This is a genomic window from Protaetiibacter sp. SSC-01 (assembly GCF_014483895.1).
Taxonomy (GTDB): domain Bacteria; phylum Actinomycetota; class Actinomycetes; order Actinomycetales; family Microbacteriaceae; genus Homoserinibacter.
The window spans coordinates 1,137,263-1,151,618 of the sequence record NZ_CP059987.1 but is presented as its reverse complement, the minus strand read 5'-3'; the positions used below and the strand labels follow the sequence as shown (position 1 = coordinate 1,151,618).

The 14,356-nt window shown below is 71.1% G+C and carries 13 protein-coding genes and 1 other RNA gene; 4 read left to right on the top strand and 10 right to left on the bottom strand.

The window, feature by feature from the left end:
- Position 1: 1 nt before the first annotated feature.
- The 4 genes from prpB to H4J02_RS05450 form a co-directional block, all read right to left on the bottom strand.
- Positions 2 to 910, bottom strand: a complete 909-nt coding sequence (prpB, locus tag H4J02_RS05465; RefSeq protein WP_187676076.1) for a methylisocitrate lyase — start codon at positions 908 to 910, stop codon at positions 2 to 4.
- The gene (locus H4J02_RS05460) at positions 910 to 2,424 is read right to left on the bottom strand and encodes an MmgE/PrpD family protein (RefSeq protein ID WP_187676075.1); all 1,515 of its coding nucleotides are present in this window, start codon (positions 2,422 to 2,424) and stop codon (positions 910 to 912) included. Before H4J02_RS05460 ends, prpB begins: the two co-directional genes overlap by 1 nt.
- 16 nt (positions 2,425 to 2,440) lie before the next feature.
- Positions 2,441 to 3,082, bottom strand: a complete 642-nt coding sequence (locus tag H4J02_RS05455; protein ID WP_187676443.1) for a GntR family transcriptional regulator — start codon at positions 3,080 to 3,082, stop codon at positions 2,441 to 2,443.
- Between the two features lie 100 nt (positions 3,083 to 3,182).
- Entirely contained in the window at positions 3,183 to 3,752 is a 570-nt protein-coding gene (locus tag H4J02_RS05450) for an NADPH-dependent F420 reductase (RefSeq protein WP_187676074.1), read from the bottom strand.
- An 84-nt stretch (positions 3,753 to 3,836) separates the two neighbouring features.
- Here H4J02_RS05450 and H4J02_RS05445 point away from each other — a divergent pair, with 84 nt between their 5' ends.
- From H4J02_RS05445 to H4J02_RS05435, 3 genes are all read left to right on the top strand, one after another.
- The gene (locus H4J02_RS05445) at positions 3,837 to 4,328 is read left to right on the top strand and encodes a MarR family winged helix-turn-helix transcriptional regulator (protein WP_187676073.1); all 492 of its coding nucleotides are present in this window, start codon (positions 3,837 to 3,839) and stop codon (positions 4,326 to 4,328) included.
- A gap of 110 nt (positions 4,329 to 4,438) precedes the next feature.
- Entirely contained in the window at positions 4,439 to 6,235 is a 1,797-nt protein-coding gene (locus H4J02_RS05440) for a helicase HerA-like domain-containing protein (protein ID WP_187676072.1), read from the top strand.
- A complete protein-coding gene (locus tag H4J02_RS05435) occupies positions 6,232 to 7,782 on the top strand; it encodes a M15 family metallopeptidase (protein WP_187676071.1) in 1,551 nt (516 codons plus the stop codon). Before H4J02_RS05440 ends, H4J02_RS05435 begins: the two co-directional genes overlap by 4 nt.
- Here the strand turns inward: H4J02_RS05435 and H4J02_RS05430 are convergent.
- The 3 genes from H4J02_RS05430 to ssrA form a co-directional block, all read right to left on the bottom strand.
- Positions 7,773 to 8,660 carry a GyrI-like domain-containing protein gene (locus H4J02_RS05430; RefSeq protein WP_187676070.1) on the bottom strand — a complete coding sequence of 296 codons (888 nt, stop codon included), beginning with the start codon at positions 8,658 to 8,660 and terminating at the stop codon, positions 7,773 to 7,775. The genes H4J02_RS05435 and H4J02_RS05430 overlap by 10 nt on opposite strands.
- Positions 8,661 to 8,884: 224 nt before the next feature.
- Positions 8,885 to 10,402, bottom strand: coding sequence for a S1C family serine protease (locus H4J02_RS05425; RefSeq protein WP_187676069.1), 1,518 nt, complete (start codon positions 10,400 to 10,402; stop codon positions 8,885 to 8,887).
- Positions 10,403 to 10,574: 172 nt separating this feature from the next.
- Positions 10,575 to 10,944, bottom strand: a transfer-messenger RNA (tmRNA) gene (gene ssrA / locus H4J02_RS05420).
- A 130-nt stretch (positions 10,945 to 11,074) separates the two neighbouring features.
- Between ssrA and H4J02_RS05415 the strand changes: the two genes are divergently transcribed.
- Positions 11,075 to 11,746: an SIMPL domain-containing protein gene (locus H4J02_RS05415; protein ID WP_187676068.1), complete on the top strand. Its 672-nt coding sequence runs from the start codon at positions 11,075 to 11,077 to the stop codon at positions 11,744 to 11,746.
- A gap of 4 nt (positions 11,747 to 11,750) precedes the next feature.
- Here H4J02_RS05415 and smpB read toward each other — a convergent pair whose 3' ends face one another.
- The 3 genes from smpB to ftsE form a co-directional block, all read right to left on the bottom strand.
- On the bottom strand, positions 11,751 to 12,227 hold the full coding sequence (gene smpB / locus H4J02_RS05410) for an SsrA-binding protein SmpB (protein WP_187676067.1): 477 nt from the start codon (positions 12,225 to 12,227) through the stop codon (positions 11,751 to 11,753).
- A 137-nt stretch (positions 12,228 to 12,364) separates the two neighbouring features.
- Positions 12,365 to 13,273, bottom strand: a complete 909-nt coding sequence (ftsX, locus tag H4J02_RS05405) for a permease-like cell division protein FtsX (RefSeq protein WP_187676066.1) — start codon at positions 13,271 to 13,273, stop codon at positions 12,365 to 12,367.
- Positions 13,270 to 14,286 (bottom strand): cell division ATP-binding protein FtsE, encoded by a 1,017-nt coding sequence (ftsE, locus tag H4J02_RS05400; RefSeq protein WP_187676065.1) that lies wholly within the window; start codon positions 14,284 to 14,286, stop codon positions 13,270 to 13,272. Before ftsE ends, ftsX begins: the two co-directional genes overlap by 4 nt.
- Positions 14,287 to 14,356: the final 70 nt, after the last annotated feature.

Here is a 14,356-nt window from a genome sequence, read left to right as displayed (position 1 = left end):
GTCAGCTCCTGTTGTTGGTCAGATCGAAGGTGAAGACGCCCGCGTCGAACTCGGAGTACGCGGCGTAGTCGACGAGTTCGTACAGCCTCGCACGGGTCTGCATCTCGGGCACGCGGCTCGTGAGCGAGCCCTCGGCGAGGATCGTCTCGAGCCCGCGCTCGGCCGCGCCCATCGCGAGACGGAGGAGGCTCACGGGGAAGATGACGATGTTCACGCCGACGTCGGCGAGCTGCTGCGTCGTGAACAGGTCGGACTTCCCGAACTCGGTCATGTTGGCGAGGATCGGCACGTCGACCGCGGCGCGGATGGCCTCGAACTCGGCGAGGTCGGCCATCGCCTCGGGGAAGATCGCATCGGCGCCCGCGTCGACGAGCTTCTTCGCGCGGTCCTTGGCCGCCTCGAGCCCCTCGACGCCGCGGATGTCGGTGCGCGCCATGATGAGGAAGTCGGGGTCGCGACGCGCCTCGACGGCGGCCCGGATGCGCTTGATCGCCGTCGACTCGTCGACGACGGCCTTGCCGTCGAGGTGACCGCAGCGCTTCGGGTTCACCTGGTCCTCGAGGTGCATGCCGGAGACACCGGCATCCTCGAGCATCTGCACGGTGCGCGCGACGTTCATGGGCTCACCGAAGCCCGTGTCGGCGTCGATGAGGGTCGGCAGGTCGGTCACGCGCGCGATCTGGCCGCCGCGGCCCGCGACCTCCGTGAGGGTCGTGAGCCCGATATCCGGAAGCCCGAGGTCGGCCGAGAGCACGGCGCCTGAGATGTAGACGCCCTCGAAGCCCTTGTCCTCGATGAGCTTCGCCGAGAGCGGGTTGAAGGCGCCCGGCATCCGCACGAGCTCGCCCGAGGCGAGGCTCTCGCGGAACGCGCGGCGCTTGGCGGATGCGGTGAGGGTGGAGTGCAGCATCAGAAGAGTCCTTCCGGCGCGGTCGGGAGGCCCGACGCGACGACGTTGAGCTGGGCGACCTCGGACGCGGTCAGCTCGGGCAGGCGCTCGGCGAGGCCGAGGAAGCGCTCGATCTCGGCGTCGGCGAGCACGCCGGCGGCGAGGGTACGGAACTTCTTGACGTAGTCCGCGCGGACGAAGGGGCGCGCACCCAGCGGGTGCGCGTCGGCGACGGCGATCTCCTCGACGATGCGGCCGCCGTCGGCGAGCTCGATCTCGACGCGGCCTCCGAAGGCCTTCTCATCGGGGTCCTCCGAGTGGTAGCGGCGCGTCCACTCCGGGTCCTCGGCGGTCGTGACCTTGTTCCACAGGGCGACGGTGTCGGCGCGGCCGGCGCGTTCGGGGGCGTACGAGCCGACGTGGTCCCACGCGCCGTCCTGCAGGGCGACCGTGAAGATGTACGGAATCGAGTGATCGAGCGTCTCGCGGCTCGCCGTCGGGTCGTACTTCTGCGGGTCGCCCGAGCCCGAGCCGATCACGTAGTGCGTGTGGTGGCTCGTGTGCAGCACGATCGCGCGGATGGCGTCGGGGTTGCGCAGCTCGGGGTGCTCGTTGCCGAGACGGCGGGCGAGGTCGATCCACGCCTGCGCCTGGTACTCGGCCGAGTGCTCCTTCGTGTAGCTGTCGAGGATGGCGCGCTTCGCCTCGCCCCACTCGGGCAGCGGCACCTCGTAGCGGCCCTCTGGACCGTCGAGCAGCCACGCGATGACGCCGTCCTCGCCCTCCCAGATGGGCGCGGGCGAGGTCTGGCCGCGCATCGCGCGATCGATCGCCTCGACGGCCATCTTGCCCGCGAACGCCGGGGCGTGGGCCTTCCACGTGGAGATCTGGCCCTTGCGCGACTGGCGCGTCGCGGTCGTCGTGTGGAGGGCCTGGCCGACGGCCTGGTAGATGACCTCGGCGTCGAGGCCGAGGAGGGTGCCGATGCCGGCCGCGGCCGAGGGGCCGAGGTGCGCGACGTGGTCGATCTTGTGCTTGTGCAGGCTGATGGCGCGCACGAGGTCCATCTGGATCTCGTAGCCCGTCGCGATGCCGCGCACGAGGGCCGCACCGTCGGCACCCGCGTGCTGGGCGACGGCGAGGATCGGCGGGATGTTGTCGCCCGGGTGCGAGTACTCGGCCGCGAGGAAGGTGTCGTGGTAGTCGAGCTCGCGCACGGCGACGCCGTTCGCCCACGCGGCCCACTCGGGCTGGTAGTCGCCCTCGACGCCGAAGACGCGGGCTCCCGCGCGGCCGGGGCGCGCATCCGCCTGGGGGCGCGCCTGCGCCTGACCGCGGGCGGCGACGACGGGCCCGCGCGCGAGGGAGGCGACCGCGACCGACGCGTTGTCGATGACGCGGTTGATGATCATCTCCGTCACCTCGGGCTCGACGGCGACCGGGTCGACCGCGACCTGCGCGACCTTCCAGGCGAGCTCGTCCTCGCGGGCGAGGCCCTCGTCGCTGCGGTGGGTGCGGACGGTGTGGAGCTTCATGCGCTCTCCTTCTTGCTCATGAGGCGGTGGCCTCGAGGATGTGGCGCAGACTCGCGTGCAGGTGCACGGCGGTCGCGTGGCGGGCCAGGTCGGGGTCGCCGTCGCGGATCGCCTCGGCGATGAGGCGGTGCTCGGCGGCAGCGCGCTCGAGGCGCGCGGGGTCGTCCTGCGCGAGGCGGCGGATGCGCTGCAGGTGGGTGCGCACGCCGCGGAGAGCGCTCGCGAAGGCGGCGTTGCCGATGCTCGCGTCGATGGCGTCGTCGAAGCGCGCGACGAGGCCGTAGTAGGCCTCGAGCTCGTGCGTGCGCACGAGGGTCGCGGCTCCGTCGAACTCGGATGCGAGCTGCGCGAACGTCTCGGCGTCGCGGCGCTCGGCGGCGATCGCGGCGGCGGCGGTCTCGAGGGCCTCGCGCAGCTCGAAGAGGCCGCGCACATCCGCGATATCGACGGAGGAGACCACGAGCCCCCGGCCGGACTGGGCCTCGACGAGCCCCTCGGCGGAGAGTCGCGAGAGCGCCTCGCGGATGGGAGTGCGGGAGACGCCGAGGCGGGCGGCCTGCTCGACCTCGCCGAGCACGGTGCCGGGCGCGAGCCGCCACTGCAGGATCTCGTCCCGCAGCGTCTCGTAGGCGCGATCGCTCGCGCGCGCCCCGGGCATACTCACAGCTTCAATGTATACACTGAAGCCTGGTTACGCTACGGAATAGCCCAAGAAGGCCCCACTTGTATACAAGCGGGGCCTTCCTTGTGTCTGCGGGTTACTTGACGACCGCGAACCCGCCCGTCCAGCCGACCTTCTCGCCGACGGCGAGGGTGAGCTGCAGGAAGCCGAGCGCCTCGAGCTCGCGAGCGCGCTTGAGGGCGCCGGCGTCCTCACCCCGGAGGCCGGCCGCGCGCACGACGGCGAGCAGCGCATCCTTCGCGTCCTGGTCGTCGCCCGCGACGAGCACGGTCGTCGGCTGGTCGCCCACGACGCCCGACGCGAGAGTCGCGGCGAAGTTGGTGTTGAAGGCCTTGAGCACCTTCGACTGCGGCAGCTTCGCGGCGATGACGGCGGCGGACGAGGAGTCGGCGGGCACGACGAGGCCGTCGAAGGTGGCGAAGTCGAGCGGGTTGGTGATGTCGACGACGACCTTGCCGGCGAGCTGCTCGCGGTAGGTCTCGATGACGTCGTCGACAGCCGGGTACGGGACGGCGAGCACGACGATGTCGCCCGTGAGCTCGTGGTGGCCGCGCGCGACGAGCTGCACGTCGGCGCCGCCCGCGCCCGCGAGTCCGGCGATCGCGCCGCCCATGTTGCCCGTGCCGATGATGCTGATCGAAGTCATGACGAGTTCCTTTCCAAAAGGTTGTTGTATCAACAATAAGTGCAACATGGTTGTCGGTGCAACTATTCCGCTAGACTCGAGCGCATGACCCGACTCGTCCCCCGCCTCGACGCCGAGGAGTCCGAGGCCTGGCTCTCGCTCGTGACGCTCCTCGAGCTGCTCCCGAGCGCCCTCGACTCGCAGCTGCAGCGCGACTCCGGAATCACCCACTTCGAGTTCGCGGTGCTCTCGAACCTGCGCTTCTCCCCCGAGCAGACGCAGCGCATGAGCACCCTCGCCGTCGCGACCAATGCGACGCTCCCCCGCCTCTCGCACGTCGTCACGCGCCTCGAGAACCGCGGGCTCGTCGAGCGCCTCCCGAGCGCCGACGACCGTCGCGCGACCAACGCGCGCCTCACGGATGCCGGCCGCCGCGAGCTCGTGCGCGCGACCCCCGGGCACATCGACTTCGTGCGCCGGACCGTCATCGACTCGCTCGACCGCGAGCAGCTCGGCCAACTCGCCGCCATCGCGAGCGCCATCACGCGCAAGCTCGACCCCGAGGGCAAGTTCGCGGCGCTCCCGCGCGAGGAGTGAGCCGGACGGGTGGTCTCGAGACGCGTCGCCTCCGGCGGCGCTCCTCGACCACCTGCGTCACGAGAGGTGGACGGCCTTACGACCGCGTTTGCCGTCGCTAGGCTCGTGCCATGACCGACACGGATGACGCGGTCGCGGCTGCCCGCAAGGCCCTCGAGGACGCGCAGGCCGCCCTCGCCGCCGCCGAGGCCGCCGCCCGGACCGCACCGCCCGCCGCATCCGCCGCGCCGGCACCGCCCGCCGCATCCGCCGCGCCCGCCGCACCCGAAGCGCCCGCCGCATCCGCCGAGCCGCCCGCCGGGCCGCTCCCCGAGGCGGCAGTCGACGCCATCCGCGCGGGCTACGCCTTCGACGCCCCCGCGATCGAGATGGGCGCGCTCGTCAACGGCGACGCGCGCGCCGACGTGCCCGTGCGCATCCCGCTCTCGATGGTCAACCGGCACGGGCTCGTCGCGGGCGCGACGGGAACGGGCAAGACGAAGACCCTGCAGGTGCTCGCCGAGCAGCTGAGCGCCGCGGGCGTACCCGTGTTCGCCGCCGACATCAAGGGCGACCTCTCGGGCATCGCCTCGCCCGGCACCTCGAGCGAGAAGCTCCTGGCGCGCACGCGCGCGCTCGGGCAGGACTGGGTCGCGCACCCCTCCCCCACGACCCTCTACGCGCTCGGCGGCGACGGCATCGGCGTGCCGATCCGGGCGAGCGTCGAGGGCTTCGGCGCCGTCATGCTCAGCAAGGTGCTCGGCCTCAACCAGACGCAGGAGTCGAGCCTCGGGCTCGTGTTCCACTACGCGAAGCAGAACCAGCTGCCGCTCGTCACGCTCGACGACCTGCGCGCGGTGCTGCAGCACCTCACGAGCGCCGAGGGCAAGGCCGAGCTCGAGAGCCTCGGCGGCCTCTCGAAGGCGACGGCGGGTGTCATCCTGCGCGAGCTCGTCGCGTTCGCCTCGCAGGGAGCGGACGTGTTCTTCGGCCAGCCGCAGATCGACACGGCCGACTTCTTCCGCACCGAGCTCGGGCCCGACGGCGTCACACGCGGCGTCGTGAGCCTGCTCGAGGTGCGAACGCAGCTCGGTCGGCCGGAGCTGTTCTCGACGTTCCTCATGTGGCTGCTCACGCAGCTCTACTCCACGCTCCCCGAGGTGGGCGACGTCGAGAAGCCGAAGCTCGTGTTCTTCTTCGACGAGGCGCACCTGCTGTTCCGCGACGCGAGCGAGGACTTCCTCGCGATCGTCACGCAGACCGTGCGCCTCATCCGCTCGCGCGGCGTCGGCATCTTCTTCGTGACGCAGACCCCGAAGGACGTGCCGAGCGACGTGCTCGCGCAGCTCGGCAGCCGCGTGCAGCACCAGCTGCGCGCCCACACCCCCGACGACGCGAAGGCGCTCAAGGCGACCATCTCGACCTACCCGAACTCGCCGTACGACCTCGGCGAGGTGCTCACGACGCTCGCGACGGGCGAGGCGATCGTGACGGTCATGAACGAGAAGGGCGCCCCGACGCCCGTCGCCTGGACGCGCATGCGCGCGCCCGAGGGCTCGATGGACCCGACCCCGGATGCGACCCTTCTGGCCGCCGTCGCCGCGTCGCCGCTCTCGGCGAAGTACGCCGCGTCGACCGCGACGAAGGGCGCCGCCGCAATCCTCGCCGAGCGGGCACAGCAGGCCGCGGCCCCGGCGGATGCGGCTGCCGCGTCCGGCTCGGGCACGGCAGCCGGTGCTACCCTCACCCCGGCGCAGCAGCGCAAGCAGGCCGAGGCCGAGGCGCGCGCCGAGCGCAAGGCCAAGGAGGCGGCGGAGCGCGAGGCACGCGAGAAGCGCCGTCAGGCCGAGCGCATCCAGAAGGAAGTGGTCTCGGGCGGCATGAGGATCGCCCGCGACGTGCTCAAGAACCTCTTCAAGGGACGATGACCTACCCGAACGACCCGAGCATCCCCGCGGACGAGCCCACGCAGCTCATCCCCGCGGGATACGAGCCCACGCGCGTGCTGCCGACGGCGGCCCCTGCTGCTGCGCCCCCTGCGGCGACGCCTGCCGCACCGTCGGCCGCACCGCCCACCGAGGTGCTCGCCCCAGCCCCCGCGCCGCAGCCCGAGCAGGAGCTGCGTCGCCCCCGCGACAACCGCGGCGGGTCGCCGAAGCTGCGCCTCACGAAGCGCGGCCGCGTTCTGCTCATCGTCGGCATCGCGGTGGCGGTCGTCGTCGCGCTCGTCGCGGGCCTGCTCGTCGCGAACGCGATCGGCGCGCAGTCGGCCGCCGACGAGCTGGCGTCCGCACAGGGGGCGGCGACGGATGCGGATGCCGAGCTCGCCTCGGCGACGGCCGCGGCCGACGAGTCGGTCGCCGCGCTCACGGCGCTCGTGGCCGTCGCGGATGCGGGCCTCGCCATTGCGGGCGAAGGCCTCGACGAGGCCGCCCGCCCCGCGTTGCAGGAGGCGCGCGACGCCGCGCAGACGGTCGCGACCGAGGTCGCCGAGGCATCCGGCCTCACCGACGTGCCGGATGCGGCACTCGACCCGCGGATCGGCGACCGCGAGAACGCTGCCGCCTTCCGGGCGCGGGCCGACGCGCTCGAGGCGAACGTCGCATCCGAGACCGCGCGCGCCGAGCGCGCCGACGCGGCCGCGACCTCGCTCGGCGAGGCCATGACGGCCTACCTCGAGAGCGCCGCGGCCGTCGGCGCCGCCGTGCTCGCCGATCGCGGCGACGCCGACGACACGACGAAGGCCGCCCTCCAGTCCCAGCTCGACGCCGTCCCGACGACCGAGCCCTCCGGGTTCGCCGACGCGCTCGTCGCCTACCGCGCCGCGGTCGACGCCGTCATCGCGTCGTCGGAGGCGGCCCGCGCCCCCACCCCGGGAGGTTCCGGCGTGCGCGTCCCCGACCCCGCATCCGTCACGGTTGTCGTCAACAAGCGACGCGGCCTCCCCGCGGACTACGTGCCGCCGGATCTCGTGATGCCCGCGGGCGTGCCGAACAACAACGGCCAGCCCGTGCGCCAGGTGCTCGTCGCCGACCTGCTGCGCATGCAGGCCGACATGGCCGCCGAGGGCATCACGCTGCGCATCGGCAGCGCCTACCGCAGCTACGCCGACCAGCAGTCGATCTACAACCGCTTCGTGCGCAACGAGGGCGTCGCGGGCGCCGACACCCACTCGGCCCGCCCCGGCAACTCCGAGCACCAGACGGGCCTGGCGCTCGACCTCGACGACGGCACCGGCTGCAACCTCAGCGTGTGCTTCAAGGACAAGCCGGGCGGCATCTGGCTCGCGGCGAACGCCTGGAAGTACGGCTTCATCCTGCGCTACGGCGACGGGTGGAACCCGATCGTCGGCTACACGTTCGAGCCGTGGCACTACCGCTACGTGGGCGTCGACGTCGCGACCGACATGCACGAGAAGGGCATCAAGACGCTCGAGGAGTACTACGGGCTCCCCGCGGCGCCCGACTACGGCTGATCCCCGCGGGGCGTGTCGCGCTCGACGGGAAACCACAGCTCGCACGTCGCGGCGCTGAAGTCCTCGGCGCGCTCGAGCACGGCCACGATCGACGGCCCAGGCCGCAGTCGCCACGGGTTCGACGGGAACCAGTCGGTCGCCGACGCCGCGTAGGCGTTCTGCAGCGCCGCGGGGTACTCCCCCTCGACGCGGAAGACGACCCAGGCGCCCTCGGGCACCTCGATGACGTCGAGGTCGGCCGGGGTCTCGGTAGCGGCGTCGAGCGCGACACCGTGCAGGTAGGTGAGCTCGCTCCCCTCCGCGGCATCCGGCTCGACATCCGCGCTCACCTGCAGCAGGCCCGCGGGCTCGGTGTCGCTCAGCGCCTTGAGCCGCGCGTGCTCCTCGGGCGGGATGGATGCCACGACGGCCTGGATGTGCGGATTGACGCCCTCGTAGACGAGCGGCACCCGCGCGCTGTGGCCGGCGAGACGGAAGGCGGGGCGGTCGACGATGCGTGCATTCATGGGGGTGTTCCCTTCGACGGTCAGGCGGAACCTGAGCTGTGGTTGTGTGCGAAGGGGGCCGCCGTGGGCGCGCACATCAGCGACGCGTGCGCCGTGGACGGCGAGGAACGCGCGCGAGAACGCCTCGGTCGAGCCGTAGCCGAACCGCACGGCGATGCCGAGCAGCTCGTCGCCGTCGATGACGTGCGCGGCCGCGAGCGTCATGCGGCGCCGCCGCACGTACTCCGACAGCGGCATCCCGGCGAGCGACGAGAACATCCGCCGCACGTGGTACTCGGTCGTGCCGTACCGCGAGGCGAGCCCGGCGACATCGATCTCGCCGTCGAGTCGGGACTCGACGACGTCAACGAGGTGGTTGAGCGCGCTGATCACGGTGACTCCCTTCCCCATCGACGATGCCGTGCGGCGACGCGCGCGGCCCGATCGTCTCGGACCGATGTGGTCGCCCCCGCAGACTACGCCGCACGTGACGCGCCCCACACGCCGAGCCGCAGGCGCCCGTGGTGGTCGGGGCGCCTGCGGCGGCGGTCGAGGACGGATGCGGTGAGGGGCGCCCGGGCGGGGCCGGTCCTCGTGCGACCCGGCCCGGGCACCGGTCAGCCGAGCTGGAAGGTGTTCAGCAGCTGCGAGAGCACCGCGTCCTTCTCGTAGTCGGAGTTGAGCTGCGCGATGAGCACGACCGTGCCGACGCCGCCCGTGTCCTGCGTCGCGAGCACGAGCTCGTAGGTGCCTGCGCAGTCGAACTCGTTGTAGACGCCCGCGTAGTAGCCGTCGTCGTAGGCGCCGCTCGCGGTCACCACCGAGCACTGCGACGAGAAGTCGAACATCGCGAGCGCGTCCGCCGCCGAGAGGCTGCCCTCGGTAGCCACGAGCTGGGCGCCCGAAGTCGTGAAGCTCGACTGGAAGCCCGCGAGGTCGCTCGACGCGGCCACGCTGTACCACGTGCGCCCGTCGCCGCCCGTGACCGAGGAGCCATCGACGTCGCGCCACTCGCTCGGCACGCTCATCGAGACAGTTCCCGTGTCGTCCGCGACGGTCGAGAAGCCGCCTGAGGTCGTCGTCGTGTCGCCGCCGAGCACGTTCGTCGCCGTGACCTCGAGCTCCTTGCCGTTCACCTGTCCGCTCAGCACGGCATCCGCGGTGGGGCGGTAGACCTCGAGGTCGATCGTCGCGTCGGCGCCCTGCGTGTCGAGCACCTTGCAGTAGTCGCGCAGCGTGCCGTCGGTGCCGACGCTCACTCCGCCGAAGGTGTAGATGAGGTCGCCCGGCTCGACACCCGCGACATCCGCGGGTCCGCCGGCCTCGACGGACTGCACCCAGACGCCCGCGAGCGAGCCGTCCTCGCTCACCCACGCCTTCGCGTTTATGCCGATCGACGAGATGCGCTCGCCCTTCGCGAGCTCGTCGACGACGTCGAGGGCGACATCGCGGTGGATCGCGAAGTTGTAGTCGAGCGAGTCGTCGCCCGCGTAGTTGACGCCCACGACGGCACCCTGCGCGTCGACGAGCGGGCCACCCGAGTTGCCGCCGCGGATGCGCGCGTCGTGCTCGATGACGTGCCCGAGCGAGGCCCATTGGGTGTCGAACGGGAAGTCGTTCTTCGAGACGATCCCACGCGTGAGCGTGAATTCCTCGGCGGCGCCGAGGGGATAGCCGGCCGAGTACACGTCGAGACCCGACTTGATCTCGCCCTTGTGCCATCCGAGGAACGGGAAGCCCGCGCCGTCGAGCTGCACGACCGCGAGGTCGAGGCACTCGGAGGCGCCGAGCACCTTCACGCCCACCTCCTCGTCGGGGTCGCCGCCGATGAAGCCCGAGAGCGTGCCGGCGCCCACGACGACGTGATTGTTGGTGACGGCGAGGCCGTTCTCGTCGATGAGGAAGCCGGAGCCGATCCAGGCGACCTCCGACGAACTCGTCGTGCCGGGCATGATGTACGTTCCCTGGCCCTTGAAGTAGACGGTCGCCGACTGCACGTCGTCGAAGTCGACGGCCTTCGCGTCGGAGCCGCCCGAGGGCAGGAGGCTGCAGCCGGTCAGGACGGCCGCGGATGCGGTGATGAGGGCGGCTGCGCTGATCGCGCGGCGCGCCGGTGCGTGGTGGTGCGAGGACATGTGAGGACTCCATCCGGGGAAGGTGCCGACCGGGCGAGGACCCGGCCGGAGCACCAGTGTGTTCCCGCGGATGCCGAAGCGACACCGGCAACCGACCCCAGAACGCAAGACCAGGGTGGGCCGCGGAGGCCGTCGACGAGGGGCTCGCACAGCGCGTGATGACGACCGATGATGGTGGAGATGGGGGGAATTGAACCCCCGTCCATCGCTGAGATCCTGCGCCTTCTCCGGGCGCAGTCCGTGAGAACGTTCTACTCGGCTCCGACCTTTGTCACGAACACCTAGGTCGACGAGCCCAGCCCCAGTGAAAGTCCCGCGCGACCCTGGAACTCAGCCGCGCAGCAAGCCCTCTAGATGACGCCAGGAGCCGGATCGAGGGCGAGTCCGGTCTGACGGACGTTCAACTCTGCTTAGGCAGCGAGAGCGACGTCGGTGCGCTTAACGTTGGCACCTATGGTTTGCAGAGATCGTTAACGAGATAACCCTGCATCCTCGGCCCGCTTCTCGCAGTTTCACAGGCGATGTCGAAACCGATCATCCCCATGCTCACCTCGGGAGCTCGTCCCTGAGAGGTGGGCCGTCATCACGCGCTGTGGAGTTTCCAAACCGCGCCGGATTCCGGCGCAGCCCTTCATGATAGCCGAGCCGACCCCACCCTGGCAGGATGAGGCGATGAGCACCGTCATCACCGTTCAGGGGCACTTCACCGCGTGGTACCCCGCCGAGCGCGCCACCGTCCGACTCGCCGTCGGCTTCGACGGTGCGAAGCGGGAGGAGGTGCTCGCCTCCGCGAGCGCCGCCGTGCAGACCGTCACCGACTCCGTGAAGCGGCTCCACGACGCGGATGCCGGACCCGTCACGTGGTGGTCGTCCGACCGCATCCGCGTGTGGGCGCAGCGCCCCTGGAACAACGAGGGCAAGCAGCTCGCGCCCGTGCACCACGCGGCGATCTCGATCTCGGTCAAGTTCAAGGACTTCGACGCGCTCTCGGAGTGGCTCGCCGAGATCGCAAACGTGCCCGGCGTGCAGGTGAACGGCATCGACTGGACGCTCACCGAGGCGAAGCGCACGGCCGTCACGACCGAGGTGCGCTCGCGCGCCGTGCGCGACGCGGCCGACAAGGCGCGCGTGTTCGCGCAGGCGATCGGCCTCGCGAACGTCTCGGCCACGGCGATCGCCGATCCCGGCATGCTCGGCGTGCAGGGCGGCGGCGAGAACCCCGCACCGAGCATGATGCGCGCGGCCGCGTTCGCAGCGCCCGCGCCGGGCGGCGCATCCTTCGACTTCACGCCCGAGGACATCGAGGTCGCGGTCTCGGTCGACGCGCGCTTCGAGGCGAGCTGAGCCGCTACTCCCCCAGGTGGCGGCGGCTCGCCATGGCGCGGTCGGCCTCGCGCCTGTCCTGCCGCTCGCGCAGCGCCTGGCGCTTGTCGTACTCGCGCTTGCCCTTCGCGACCGCGAGCTCGACCTTGGCGCGGCCGTCCTTGAAGTAGATCGAGAGCGGCACGAGCGTGTAGCCGCCCTCCTTCGTGCGGTGGCTGATCTTGACGATCTGCGCCTTGTGCAGCAGGAGCTTGCGCTTGCGGCGGGTGGCGTGGTTCGTCCACGAGCCCGAACCCCACTCGGGGATGTGCACGGCGTCGAGCCACAGCTCGCCGCCGTCGATGTAGGCGTAGCCGTCGACGAGCGACGCCTTTCCCTCGCGCAGCGACTTCACCTCGGTGCCCGACAGCACAATGCCGGCCTCGTAGGTGTCCTCGATCAGGTAGTCGTGGCGCGCCTTGCGGTTCGTCGCGACGACCTTCTCCCCCTTCTCACGGGGCATGACGCACCTCCCTGCGTTCGCATCCGGTGCCCGCGCCGACCGCGGGCAGCCGTTCAGTCTAACCAAACGCTGCAGCCCTCGACGTCGCGCGGCAGGAATCTCTGCCGCGTTCGGCCAACCGCTGCAGCGTTTGAGGGTCAGGCCTTGAGGTAGCGACGGATGGCGACGCTCGCCGAGAGGGCGGCGAGCAGCGCGCCCACGCCGATGAGGATGGGCGCCACGAGCACCGCCTCCGGCAGCCCGATGAAGGTGTAGTCGGTGATGCGCTCCGCAAGGTAGCCGCCCACGAAGAAGTGCACGATCGCGATGACGGCGCCGCTCGCGAGGAGCGAGCCGACGAGCGACGCGAGCACGCCCTCGAGGATGAACGGCGTCTCGATGAAGCGGTTCGACGCCCCCACGAGCCGCATGATGGCGAGCTCGCGGCGGCGCGAGAACGCCGACAGCCGGATGGTCGTCGAGATGAGCAGCACGGCCGCGACGAGCATGAGCGCCGCGATGCCGACGGCCGTGTAGCTCGCCGCGTTCATGACGTCGAAGATCGGCTGCAACAGCGCGCGCTGGTCGGCGACCTCGTCGACGCCCGGCATACCGCTCACGGCGTCGATGATGACGTCGGAGTTGCTCGGATCGACGAGCTTGATCTGGAAGTCGGACGCGAACGACTCGATCGTCGCGAGGTCGACAACGTCGTTGCCCGCGAACTGCTCCTGGAACCGCGCGAACGCCTCCTCGGGCGTCTCGAGCGTCCACTTCTCGACGAACTCCGACAGCGTGGGCCCGTCGAGCTGCGCCGCGACGGCATCGATCTGCTCCTGGGTCGCCGTGGCGCCCTCGCAGCTCGGCACCGCGGGGATGCACATGTAGACGGTGACCTCGGCGCGGTCGTACCAGTAGTCCTTCATCTCGCCGATCTGCATCTGCAGCAGGATCGCGGCGCCGAAGAACGTGAGCGAGATGAACGTCACGAGGATGACCGAGACGACCATCGACAGGTTGCGGCGGAAGCCCTGCCCGACCTCCGACAGGATGAGCCCGAGCCTCACGACTGGCCTCCCGGTTCGACGAGCGGCGGCGGCACGGGTGGTGCGGATGCCGTGGTGGGCGGCGTGGACTCGGTCGACGCGGCGGGCTGCTTGGGCACGAAGAACGACGCCGTGAGCGGCGGCTGCTCACGCGCGGGCGCAGCGGATGCGGCGGGCGCGAACGCGGAGGCGGGCGGCGCCGTCGCTGTGGCCGGGGCGGGCGCGGCGGCCGGGGACGGGGCGGGCGCGGGCGGCGGGACCGAGGCGCGCAGCGCATCCGGAGCCGGGGCGCCCGCGACCTTGAGCTGCTCGCGCTCGAGCTGGTCGCGGAACTCCTGCACGGGGATCGCCTGCGTCTGGTAGCCGCCCTGGCGCTCGTCGCGTACGACCTGACCCGAGATGAGCTCGATGACGCGGCGCTTCATCGTGTCGACGATGCCCGAGTCGTGGGTCGCCATGAGCACGGTCGTGCCGTTGGCGTTGATGGTCGACAGCAGCGTCATGATGCCGGCGCTCGTGGCGGGGTCGAGGTTTCCCGTGGGCTCGTCGGCGAGCAGGATGGCCGGCTTGTTGACGATGGCGCGCGCGATCGCGACGCGCTGCTGCTCACCGCCCGAGAGCTCGTGCGGGAAGCGGCTCGACTTGCCGGCGAGTCCCACCATCTTGAGCACGTCGGGCACGGCCTCCTGGATGAAGCCCTTCGACTTGCCGATCACCTGCAGCGTGAAGGCGACGTTGTCGAAGACGGTCTTCGCGGGCAGCAGGCGGAAGTCCTGGAAGACGACGCCGAGGTTGCGGCGGAAGTACGGCACCTTGCGGTTCGCGAGCGTCGTGAGGTCGTTGCCGAGCACGTGGATCTTGCCCTTGCTGGGCCGCTCCTCCTTGAGGATGAGCCGCAGGAAGCTCGACTTGCCGGATCCCGAGGCCCCGACGAGGAACACGAACTCGCCCTTCAGCACCTCGAGGTCGACGTTGTTGAGGGCAGGACGCGTGGTGCCGGGGTAGGTCTTGGAGACCTGGTCGAAACGGATCATGGCGGAGCCAGCCTAAGCACGCGCTTTCCCGACGGGGGTCGCGACACTCCCCCCGCCGGGAACCGCGTGC

Excerpts from the sequence above, each read along its gene's own strand:
- H4J02_RS05415 (WP_187676068.1), top strand. The coding sequence starts at position 11,075 with ATGAGCACCGTCATCACCGTTCAGGGGCACTTCACCGCGTGGTACCCC.
- ftsE (WP_187676065.1), bottom strand. The coding sequence starts at position 14,286 with ATGATCCGTTTCGACCAGGTCTCCAAGACCTACCCCGGCACCACGCGT.
- H4J02_RS05445 (WP_187676073.1), top strand. The coding sequence starts at position 3,837 with ATGACCCGACTCGTCCCCCGCCTCGACGCCGAGGAGTCCGAGGCCTGG.
- smpB (WP_187676067.1), bottom strand. The coding sequence starts at position 12,227 with ATGCCCCGTGAGAAGGGGGAGAAGGTCGTCGCGACGAACCGCAAGGCG.
- H4J02_RS05435 (WP_187676071.1), top strand. The coding sequence starts at position 6,232 with ATGACCTACCCGAACGACCCGAGCATCCCCGCGGACGAGCCCACGCAG.
- H4J02_RS05450 (WP_187676074.1), bottom strand. The coding sequence starts at position 3,752 with ATGACTTCGATCAGCATCATCGGCACGGGCAACATGGGCGGCGCGATC.
- prpB (WP_187676076.1), bottom strand. The coding sequence starts at position 910 with ATGCTGCACTCCACCCTCACCGCATCCGCCAAGCGCCGCGCGTTCCGC.
- H4J02_RS05440 (WP_187676072.1), top strand. The coding sequence starts at position 4,439 with ATGACCGACACGGATGACGCGGTCGCGGCTGCCCGCAAGGCCCTCGAG.
- H4J02_RS05455 (WP_187676443.1), bottom strand. The coding sequence starts at position 3,082 with ATGCCCGGGGCGCGCGCGAGCGATCGCGCCTACGAGACGCTGCGGGAC.
- H4J02_RS05425 (WP_187676069.1), bottom strand. The coding sequence starts at position 10,402 with ATGTCCTCGCACCACCACGCACCGGCGCGCCGCGCGATCAGCGCAGCC.
- H4J02_RS05460 (WP_187676075.1), bottom strand. The coding sequence starts at position 2,424 with ATGAAGCTCCACACCGTCCGCACCCACCGCAGCGACGAGGGCCTCGCC.